9 protein-coding genes are annotated in these 9,972 nt (G+C 65.1%); 7 read left to right on the top strand and 2 right to left on the bottom strand.

The features are described from left to right. Positions 1-82 precede the first annotated feature (82 nt). Positions 83-406, bottom strand: a complete 324-nt coding sequence (locus AC1VNY_RS19890; protein ID WP_482406478.1) for a hypothetical protein — start codon at positions 404-406, stop codon at positions 83-85. A 457-nt stretch (positions 407-863) separates the two neighbouring features. Between AC1VNY_RS19890 and cysS the strand changes: the two genes are divergently transcribed. From cysS to AC1VNY_RS19870, 4 genes are all read left to right on the top strand, one after another. Then, positions 864-2,279 (top strand): cysteine--tRNA ligase, encoded by a 1,416-nt coding sequence (gene cysS, locus AC1VNY_RS19885; protein ID WP_482406471.1) that lies wholly within the window; start codon positions 864-866, stop codon positions 2,277-2,279. Continuing rightward, positions 2,276-2,782: a GNAT family N-acetyltransferase gene (locus AC1VNY_RS19880; RefSeq protein ID WP_482406470.1), complete on the top strand. Its 507-nt coding sequence runs from the start codon at positions 2,276-2,278 to the stop codon at positions 2,780-2,782. Before cysS ends, AC1VNY_RS19880 begins: the two co-directional genes overlap by 4 nt. Beyond that, on the top strand, positions 2,779-4,377 hold the full coding sequence (gene cimA, locus AC1VNY_RS19875; protein ID WP_482406469.1) for a citramalate synthase: 1,599 nt from the start codon (positions 2,779-2,781) through the stop codon (positions 4,375-4,377). The genes AC1VNY_RS19880 and cimA overlap by 4 nt, the downstream gene beginning before the upstream one ends. Positions 4,378-4,477: 100 nt before the next feature. Next, positions 4,478-4,855, top strand: a complete 378-nt coding sequence (locus AC1VNY_RS19870) for a VOC family protein (protein WP_304499715.1) — start codon at positions 4,478-4,480, stop codon at positions 4,853-4,855. 160 nt (positions 4,856-5,015) lie between these two features. Here the strand turns inward: AC1VNY_RS19870 and AC1VNY_RS19865 are convergent, their stop codons facing one another. Further along, on the bottom strand, positions 5,016-5,621 hold the full coding sequence (locus AC1VNY_RS19865) for an LOG family protein (RefSeq protein ID WP_482406468.1): 606 nt from the start codon (positions 5,619-5,621) through the stop codon (positions 5,016-5,018). Positions 5,622-5,834: 213 nt separating this feature from the next. Here AC1VNY_RS19865 and AC1VNY_RS19860 point away from each other — a divergent pair, with 213 nt between their 5' ends. The 3 genes from AC1VNY_RS19860 to pssA all read left to right on the top strand — a co-directional run bounded on the left by AC1VNY_RS19860 (position 5,835) and on the right by pssA (position 9,675). Then, complete coding sequence (locus tag AC1VNY_RS19860) at positions 5,835-7,823, top strand: ABCB family ABC transporter ATP-binding protein/permease (RefSeq protein ID WP_482406467.1); 1,989 nt, start codon at positions 5,835-5,837, stop codon at positions 7,821-7,823. A 53-nt stretch (positions 7,824-7,876) separates the two neighbouring features. Then, positions 7,877-8,575: a phosphatidylserine decarboxylase gene (locus AC1VNY_RS19855; protein ID WP_028344567.1), complete on the top strand. Its 699-nt coding sequence runs from the start codon at positions 7,877-7,879 to the stop codon at positions 8,573-8,575. 221 nt (positions 8,576-8,796) lie between these two features. Further along, the gene (gene pssA / locus AC1VNY_RS19850) at positions 8,797-9,675 is read left to right on the top strand and encodes a CDP-diacylglycerol--serine O-phosphatidyltransferase (protein ID WP_482406466.1); all 879 of its coding nucleotides are present in this window, start codon (positions 8,797-8,799) and stop codon (positions 9,673-9,675) included. Positions 9,676-9,972: the final 297 nt, after the last annotated feature.

Below are 9,972 nucleotides of genomic sequence, written 5' to 3'. Positions count from 1 at the left end.
GCAATAGCCGTTTCTCGGGGCAGCGTCACGTCGTTTCCGGGGCGCCGGTGTGGCAATAACCCCGCCCGACCAGCGGCTTGGCTCAGCGCTGGCAGGTGATGGCGACGAATTCGCCGCAGCCGTTGCCGCTGCATTTTTCATTCGCGGCGTGCGGAACCGCGCCGGTGATCTCGTCGGGATCGACGCGGCGGTAATTGGTGGCCTGCGCAAAATCGCGTGACCGGCAATAGGCGCGGGCGGCGGAGGCACCGCAACGGTCGCCGCGGGCGAGGCACTGGTCGATGCCGTAGCCGTCCGCCTGGTTGGCGACGATGAAAACGCGGCTGTCGGCCAATGCGGCCGAGGAGACAAGGAAAGACGGAGCAAGGAAAAGCGTGCAGGCAATCAATGCTGAAACAGGCCGCATGGTGCACCGGTGAAAATGGCAGGGAATCCGCATGCGTCCGGATACGCCCAAATCCTTAATAATGATTAACCATGAGGGCGTTGACGTGATTTCAGCGCGGGCCGGGTGGCAAACCGCCCGAAAACAGCCCCTTGACGCGATAAAGGGGCCGTGAGACATGGTGGAACCATGAACGGCCACCTCGCCATCTGCAGCATTTGCCGCGAGATTATGAGCTAGCGATTCGCTGGCTGAGGCCGTCTTTTCTCAACACATGAGAGCATTGGACCGCCCGGCCAGCACCGGACCGGCTCTCGCATTCGCACGTTCTTGCGGCGAACGGGGTTGCGAATGCGAGAGCCGGTCCGGTGCCAACAAAGGTAAAGTTTAATGCCGCCTGTGATTTGAAGTTCCTGAACGATCTCCCTGCCATTACAGCAGGAACTTCAAATCACAGGCGGCACTGGGAACGGTTTCCATGGATTTGCGCCTCTACGATACGCTGACCCGGGAGAAGCGGCCGTTTGTGCCGCTCAATGCCGACAACGTCCGCATGTATGCCTGCGGACCGACGGTCTACGACTTCGCCCATATCGGCAACGGCCGCGCCGCCATCGTTTTCGACGTGCTGTTTCGCGTGCTGCGCCATCGCTATGGCGCCGATCACGTGACCTATGTCCGCAACATCACCGACGTCGACGACAAGATCAACGTCCGCGCCGCGCGGGATTATCCCGGCGTGCCGCTGAACGAGGCGATCCGCAAGGTCACCGAACTGACCTATCAGCAGTATCAGGACGATGTCACGGCGCTCGGCTGCTTGCCGCCGACCGTGCAGCCGCGCGCGACCGAGCATATCCCGGAGATGCGCGCGATCATCGAGAAGCTGGTCGCCGGTGGCTTTGCCTATGTCGCCGAGGATCACGTGCTGTTCTCGCCGCAGGCGATGAACGCGGCCAACTCGATGTTGCCGCGCTACGGCGCGCTGTCGAAGCGTTCGCTCGACGAGATGATCGCGGGCGCCCGCGTCGACGTCGCGCCCTACAAGCGCGACAACACGGACTTCGTGCTGTGGAAGCCGTCGAAGCCGGGCGAGCCCTCATGGCCGTCGCCGGCCGGCATCAAGGTCGAGGGCCGCCCCGGCTGGCACATCGAGTGCTCGGCGATGGCCTGGAAGCATCTCGGCGAGAAGTTCGACATCCATGGCGGCGGCATCGACCTGGTGTTCCCGCACCATGAGAACGAGCTCGCCCAGACCTGCTGCGCGTTCCACTCCGACCGAATGGCCAATGTCTGGATGCATAACGGCTTCCTGCAGATCGAAAGCGAGAAGATGTCGAAGTCGCTCGGCAACTTCTTCACGATCCGTGATCTCTTGGCCGATTGGCCCGGCGAAGTGCTGCGGCTTGCCATGCTGAAGACGCATTATCGTTCGCCGCTCGACTGGACCACCAAGGCCACCGAGGAGGCCGCGAAGACACTCGACGACTGGTACGCGGTCGCGGCCGACGCCGAGCCCGGCGCGCCGTCGCCGGCGATGGTCGAGGCGCTCTACGACGACCTCAATACGGCGCAGGCGATGGCCGTGCTGCACGGCCTGCGCAGTGCCGCGTCGAGCAGCGAACAGAGCCGCAAGGAGTTTGCCGGCTCGCTCCGGCTGCTCGGTTTCCTGTCGGAGAGCGCGGCTGCGTGGGAGGCGCGCAAGCAGCAGGCGAGCGGCGTCGATGCCGCCGCGGTGGAAGCACTGATCGCCGAGCGCACCGCGGCGCGGGCGCGCAAGGATTTCAAGGAGTCCGATCGGATCCGCGATCAGCTCGCCGCGATGGGCGTGGCGATCAAGGACGGAAAGGATGCCGAAGGAAAGCCGATCACCACCTGGGAGGTCGCGCGATGAGCCGTTCCGCACCCGCACTGCGCCCGTATCTGCCCGACGACGCGCCGCTGCTGGCGGCGATCTTCGCGGCCTCGATCATGGACCTGACCGGCGACGACTACAGTGAGGCGCAGCAGGAAGCCTGGGCGATGGCCGCCGACGACGAGGCGGCCTTCGGCAAGAAGCTCGCCGGCCAGCTCACGCTGATCGCGACCTTGCAGGGCGCGCCGATCGGTTTCGCCTCGCTGAAGGGCGCCGATCTCATCGACATGCTCTATGTGCATCCGAGCGCGGTCGGGCAGGGTGTCGGCAGCGCGCTGTGCGATGCGCTGGAGAAGATCGCGAGTGCCCGCGGCACCAAGACCCTGAAGGTCGATGCCAGCGACACCGCGCTGGAATTCTTCCGCAAGCGCGGCTACGTCGCCCAGCAGCGCAACTCGGTCACTATCAACGACGAGTGGCTTGCCAACACCACGATGCAGAAGCAGCTCGATGGTGTCGCCACCCCGGGGGGCCACGCGTGAGCCGCGAGCGCCTCTATCTGTTCGACACCACGCTGCGCGACGGCGCGCAGACCAATGGCGTCGACTTCACGCTGCAGGACAAGCAGGTGATATCAGGCATGCTCGACGCGCTCGGCATCGATTATGTCGAGGGCGGCTATCCCGGCGCCAATCCGACCGACAGCGAGTTCTTCAGCAGGAAACCCGCCTTCGAGCACGCGCGCTTCACCGCCTTCGGCATGACGCGGCGGCCGGGCCGCTCGGTGTCGAACGATCCGGGGCTTGCCGGCATCCTTGAAGCCAATGCGGATGCGATCTGCTTCGTCGCAAAATCCTCGGCCTACCAGGTCCGGGTCGCACTCGAAACCACGAATGAGGAGAACCTCGCCTCGATCCGCGACAGCGTCGCGGCCGCGAAGGCGCTCGGCCGCGAGGTGATGGTCGACTGCGAGCATTTCTTTGACGGCTACAAGGAGAACCGCGACTACGCGCTCGCCTGCGCCAGGGCGGCCTATCAGTCCGGCGCCCGCTGGGTGGTGCTGTGCGACACCAATGGCGGCACCATGCCGCATGAAATCGAGACCATCGTCGGCGACGTCGTCACGCACGTGCCGGGCGCCAATCTCGGCATCCACGCCCATAACGACACCGAGCAGGCGGTCGCCAATTCGCTCGCCGCGGTGCGGGCCGGCGCGCGGCAGATCCAGGGCACGCTCAACGGCCTTGGCGAGCGCTGCGGCAACGCCAATCTCTGCTCGCTGATCCCGACCTTGAAGCTGAAGCAGGAGTTTTCCGACAAGTTCGAGATCGGCGTCACCACGGAGAAGCTGGCGACGCTGATGAAGGTGTCGCGCACGCTCGACGACATGCTGAACCGCGCGCCCAACCGCCATGCGGCCTATGTCGGCGAAAGCGCGTTCGTCACCAAGACCGGCATCCATGCCTCGGCTGTCATGAAGGATCCGCAGACCTACGAGCACGTGCTGCCCGAACTGGTCGGCAATCACCGCAAGGTGCTGGTGTCGGATCAGGCCGGCCGCTCCAACGTGATGGCCGAGCTCGACCGTGCCGGGATCGCCTATGACAAGAGCGATCCGCGGCTGACGCGGCTGGTCGAGGAGTTGAAGGAGCGCGAGGCGGCGGGCTTTGCCTATGAATCCGCCAACGCATCGTTCGATCTGCTGGCGCGCCGCACGCTCGGCAAGGTGCCGGAATATTTCAAGGTCGAGCAGTTCGACGTCAATGTCGAGCAGCGCTACAACGCCAACGGCCAGCGCGTCACGGTGGCGCTCGCGGTGGTGAAGGTCGATGTCGACGGCGAGCGGCTGATCTCGGCCGCCGAAGGCAACGGCCCGGTCAACGCGCTCGACGTCGCGCTGCGCAAGGATCTCGGCAAGTACCAGAAATATATCGATGGCCTGAAGCTGATCGACTACCGCGTGCGTATCCTCAATGGCGGCACCGAAGCGGTCACGCGCGTCTTGATCGAAAGCGAGGACGAGACCGGCGAGAGCTGGACCACGGTCGGCGTCTCGCCCAATATCATCGACGCCTCGTTCCAGGCGCTGATGGATTCGGTGTTTTACAAGCTGGTGAAGTCGGGCGCGCAGGCGTGAGACTGTAGCCCGGTTGAGCGAAGCGATATCCGGGGCGTCTCGATCGGTTTCCCCGGATGTCGCTTCGCTCATCCGGGCTACAAGTCCGGGAGGAGGGCCCATGATTGACCACGTCTCCGTCGGTGTCCGCGATTTGGAACGGGCCGCGCGGTTCTATGAGCCGACGCTGGCCGCGCTGGGCCTGAGCCGCCTCGTCACGCGGCCGGCGACGATCGGGTTCGGCAAGGCCTATCCCGAATTCTGGATCAATCTGCGCGCGGCGATGGCGCAGGTGCCGCACGAGAGCGGCACCCATATCTGCCTGCGCGCGAAGACCACCGCCGAGGTCGATGCCTTCCACACCGCGGCGCTGGCGTCAGGCGGCCTCTCCGATGGCCCTCCGGGCCTGCGCCCGCACGACCGCGTGCGCTACTATGCGGCCTTCGTCCTCGATCCCGACGGCAACCGCATCGAGGCCGTGACTTTTCCGAGCGAGTAGTAAGGATTTCAGGCTAGCACTTATCTCGACCCGTCATCCTGAGGAGCGCGTAGCGCGTCTCGAAGGATGCGCGGCCACCAGCGGGGCCTTCGTGCTTCGAGACGGCCGCTTTGCGGCCTCCTCAGCATGACGGTGATGGAGCCGAAACTGCGGCGAACAGTTATAGCCGCCGCGCCACTTCGGGCGCGAGATCCTTCGCAGCCTCGGGCGTGCGTGCCACCGCCGAACGCAGCCGCGGCAGGATCTCGTCGACGCGGTCGGCCATCAGGACGTTGATCGGCAGCGTCGGGCGGATGAATTCGGTCATGCGCATGTGGTTGAGCAGCGACAGCAAGGGCTCCCAGAAGCCATCGATGTTGGCGAGCAGGATCGGCTTATGGTGACGGCCGAGCTGCTGCCAGGTCAGTTGCTCGACCAGCTCCTCCAGCGTGCCGATGCCGCCGGGCAGCGCGACGAATGCATCCGAGCGCTCGAACATCAGGCGCTTGCGCTCATGCATGTCGGGCGTGACGATCATCTCCTGAACCGAGGTCAGCGCGTTCTCGCGCGCGCGAAGAAATTCGGGAATGATGCCGGTGACGGAGCCGCCGTGGTCGAGCGTGGATTTCGCGACCGCGCCCATCAGGCCGATCGAGCCGCCGCCATAGACCAGGCGAACGTTGTTTTCGGCAAAGCTCTTGCCGAGCGAGACGGCAGCTTCAACGAAACGGGGATTGTTACCGGGGCCGGAGCCGCAATAAACACAGACAGTCTTGATTTGGTTCATACGATCCTTGTGGCACTGCAGCGTAAACAGGGTCAAGAGTCGGATATGGGGATTGAGAGGCGAAAAATCCCGTAAATTCCCGCGAATCGCGAACAATTTTCATCATAAGCCTGTACGCCGCGTTCAAACGATCTATATGACGGGCACAATGGCAAACCGTGGAAAAGATGTGGCAGCGGACCGCCGCGCCGCGATCGCGCCGGCGGGCTCCTGATGGTGCCGCCGCAACAGAATGTGACCGGCGCCGCTGAGCCCACGGCCACGACACCGGCCGCCGAGAAGGGGACGCTGCTCGGCACCCTCGTTCATCTCTGGCCCTATATCTGGCCCGGCGATCGCGCCGATTTGAAGACGCGCGTGATCTGGTCGGTGGTGCTGCTGTTGTTCGCCAAGCTCGCGACGCTGTCAGTGCCGTTCACCTTCAAATGGGCGATCGATGCGCTGAACGGCACGGGCTCGGCGCCGGTCGCGGCCTCGAACTGGGTCGTATGGCTGATCGCCTCGCCGGTGCTGATGACGATCAGCTACGGCGCGGTGCGCATCATCATGGCGGTGCTGACGCAGTGGCGCGACGGCATCTTCGCGCGCGTCGCCATGCATGCGGTGCGGCGGCTCGCCTACATCACCTTCGTGCATATGCACGAGCTGTCGCTGCGCTTCCATCTCGAGCGCAAGACCGGTGGCCTGACCCGCGTGCTGGAGCGCGGCCGCTCCGGCATCGAGACCATCGTGCGGATGGTGATCCTGCAGCTGATCCCGACCATCGTCGAGGTTGCGCTGCTGGCGGCGGTGCTGCTCTGGCAGTTCGACTGGCGCTACGTGCTCGCGGTGCTGCTCACGGTCGTCGTGTTCATGTACTTCACCTATGTCGCGACCGAGTGGCGGATCGAGATCCGCCGCAGGATGAACGATTCCGACACCGAGGCGAACACCAAGGCGATCGACTCGCTGCTCAACTACGAGACGGTGAAATATTTCGGCGCCGAAGAGCGCGAGGCGCGGCGTTACGACCGCTCGATGGAGCGCTACGAGCAGGCCAGTGTGAAGACCTACACCTCGCTCGCCGTGCTCAACACCGGGCAGGCGATCATCTTCACCGCCGGGCTGACCGCGACCATGCTGATGTGCGCGTTCGGCATCCGTAACGGCACCCACACCGTCGGCGATTTCGTGCTGATCAATTCGATGATGATCCAGCTCTACCAGCCGCTGAACTTCATGGGCATGGTCTATCGCGAGATCAAGCAGGCGATCATCGACATCGAGAAGATGTTCGACGTGCTGGCGCGCGATCCCGAGGTGCAGGACATTCCGGGGGCCAAGCCGCTCGCGGTATCCGCCGGCAGCGTGCGCTTCGAGGATGTCCGCTTCGCCTACGAGGCGGACCGGCCGATCCTCAAGGGCCTGAGCTTCGAGGTGCCGGCCGGCAAGACGGTTGCGATCGTCGGTCCCTCCGGCGCCGGCAAGTCGACGATCTCGCGGCTGTTGTTCCGCCTCTACGACGTCTCGAGCGGCCGCATCCTGATCGATGGCCAGGACATCAAGACCGTGACGCAGGCCTCGCTGCGCTCGGCGATCGGCATGGTGCCGCAGGACACCGTGCTGTTCAACGACACCATCCGCTACAACATCCGCTATGGCCGCTGGGACGCCGGCGACGACGAGGTGGAGGAGGCGGCGCGCCTCGCGCAGATCGACGGCTTCATCCGGATGTCGCCGCAGGGCTATGAGACCCAGGTCGGCGAGCGCGGCCTGAAACTCTCCGGCGGCGAGAAGCAGCGCGTTGCGATCGCGCGCACGGTGTTGAAGGCGCCGCCGATCCTGGTGCTGGACGAGGCGACCTCCGCGCTCGACAGCCACACCGAGCACGAGATCCAGGGCGCGCTGGAGCGGGTCTCGCGCAACCGCACTTCGCTGGTGATCGCGCACCGGCTGTCGACCATCGTCGGCGCCGACGAGATCATCGTGCTGGACCAGGGCCGGATCGCCGAGCGCGGCACCCACGCGCGGCTTTTGGCCGCCGACGGCCTCTATGCCAGCATGTGGAACCGGCAACGCGAGGCCGAGGAGGCCCGCGAACGGCTCGCCCAGGTCGATGACGACGGCACCGCGCCGAATCGGCTGCCGCCGGCGGTCACTGAATCGTCGGAGGATTCCAGCCCTGACGCGGGTGAGAAACCCTTGCCGACCGCCGCGGAATAGTCGATTTAGGGCCTCTCCCGCCAAATGGGGCGGGGAAACGCAAGCGAGCTCTGATGTCGATCGCCAATTCCATCCGCGCGCAGATCCCGCCGATCCACCCGGAGGGCTATCCCTTCATTGGCGGCTTCGCTCTGGCGAGCCTGATCCTGTTCTGGATCTGGACCCCGCTGGGCTGGATCGGGACGCTGCTGACCGTCTGGTGCGCGCTGTTCTTCCGCGATCCGGTCCGGGTGACGCCGCTGCGCGACGGCATCGTGGTGTCGCCGGCCGACGGCCGCGTCTCGATGGTGGTGCAGGCGCTGCCGCCGGCCGAGCTCGGGCTCGGCGACAAGCCGCTGCCGCGGGTCTCGGTGTTCATGAGCGTGTTCAACTGCCATGTGAACCGCAGCCCGGTGGTCGGCCGCATCGACCGCATCGCCTACCGGCCCGGCGCCTTCATCAACGCCGAGCTCGACAAGGCGAGCGAGGACAATGAGCGCAATTCGCTCGTCATCTCGACCTCCAACGGGCGCATCGGCGTGGTCCAGATCGCGGGCCTCGTGGCGCGGCGCATCGTCTGCTTCGTCAAGGAGGGCCAGTCGATCGGCGCCGGCGAGCGCTTCGGCCTGATCCGCTTCGGCTCGCGGCTTGACGTCTATCTACCCGAGGGCACCAAGGCGCTGGTCTCCGAGGGGCAGACCGCGGTCGCCGGCGAGACGATTCTGGCGGATTTCCGGGGCGCCGATCCGGGCCGGACTTACCGCGCCGATTGATTGCTCGCACATCTAGCCCATCATCCTGAGGAGCCCGCAAAGCGGGCGTCTCGAAGGATGCAGGCCACCGAGAGGGGCCTCATGGTTCGAGACGCGCGTTCCGCGCTCCTCACCATGAGGGGGTACGCCTGGATCAGGCAATTAACTCTGTTTCTCCGGCCCGATCGGCCGGTTCCCGCACCGATGGCGGAGCGGGGCAGCGCTTGCTATATTGCAAAACCATGACGCCATTCGATCCGAATTCCACCGAGTATCGCCGCCGCCGGTTCCGCCCGATCCCGGTGCGGATGCTGGTGCCGAACATGATCACGCTGCTGGCGATCTGCGCCGGACTCACCGCGATCCGGCTGTCGACCGAAGGGCGGATGGAGCTTGCGGTCGCCGCGATTGTGTTCGCCGCGATCCTCGACGGCATCGACGGCCGCGTCGCCCGCATGATCAAGGGCCAGTCGAAATTCGGCGCGGAGCTCGACAGCCTCGCCGACTTCGTCAATTTCGGCGTCGCGCCGGGCCTGATCCTGTATTTCTGGCAGCTGCATGAATTGAACAATGGCGGCTGGATCGCCGCGATGGTGTTCGCGATCTCGGGCGGCCTGCGGCTTGCGCGCTTCAATGCCTCGATCGACGATCCGAACAAGCCGGCCTTCGCCGCCAACTATTTCACCGGCGTGCCGGCGCCGGCCGGTGCGATCACCGTGCTGCTGCCGATCTATCTCGCCTTCCTCGGCGTGCCGATGCCGCCGGCGACGCTGACGGCGTTCTACACGCTCTTGATCGCCTTCCTGATGGTGTCGCGACTGCCGGTGTTCTCCGGCAAGACCGTGAAGATGCGCGTGCCGCCGGAAATGGTGCTGCCGGTGTTCGTTGCCGTGGTGTTCTTCGTCGCGCTGCTGATCGGCTATCCCTGGCACATCCTGTCGGCGGGCTCGGTTGCCTATTTGATCAGCCTGCCCTGGGGCTGGAAGTCCTATCGCGACCAGGAGCGCCAGCTTGCCGCGCAGACGCAAGGCACGGGCGCGCCGGCGGCGGCCGCTGCTGCTCCCTATGCAACGCCGGTCACGGAGAGCGATCGCGACGATCGTCCGACGCACCTGCACTGATGCCTCTCTATGATCCGTCATCCTGAGGGCGCGTAGCGCGTCTCGAAGAATGGACGGCCACCGGCGGGGCCGCCGACCCTTCGAGACGGCCGCTTGCGCGGTCTCCTCCAGCGACAACGGCTTCGCCGTTGCGCGGGGGTGACGGTGATGTGGTTGCTTCATTCCAGCAAATATCAGCCATGAGCGTGCCTCGGTTGGGTTCGCCTGCGATCTCGGCTATAGGCTGAGATGGCCGCTCGAGCATGATCCGGAAAAGTGGAGACCGGTTTTCCGAAAAGATCATGCTCAAACAAAGAA

It is taken from the genome of Bradyrhizobium ferriligni (assembly GCF_056837965.1).
Note: the sequence above shows the minus strand (reverse complement) of the source record. Positions and strands in the feature narration are given on the sequence as shown.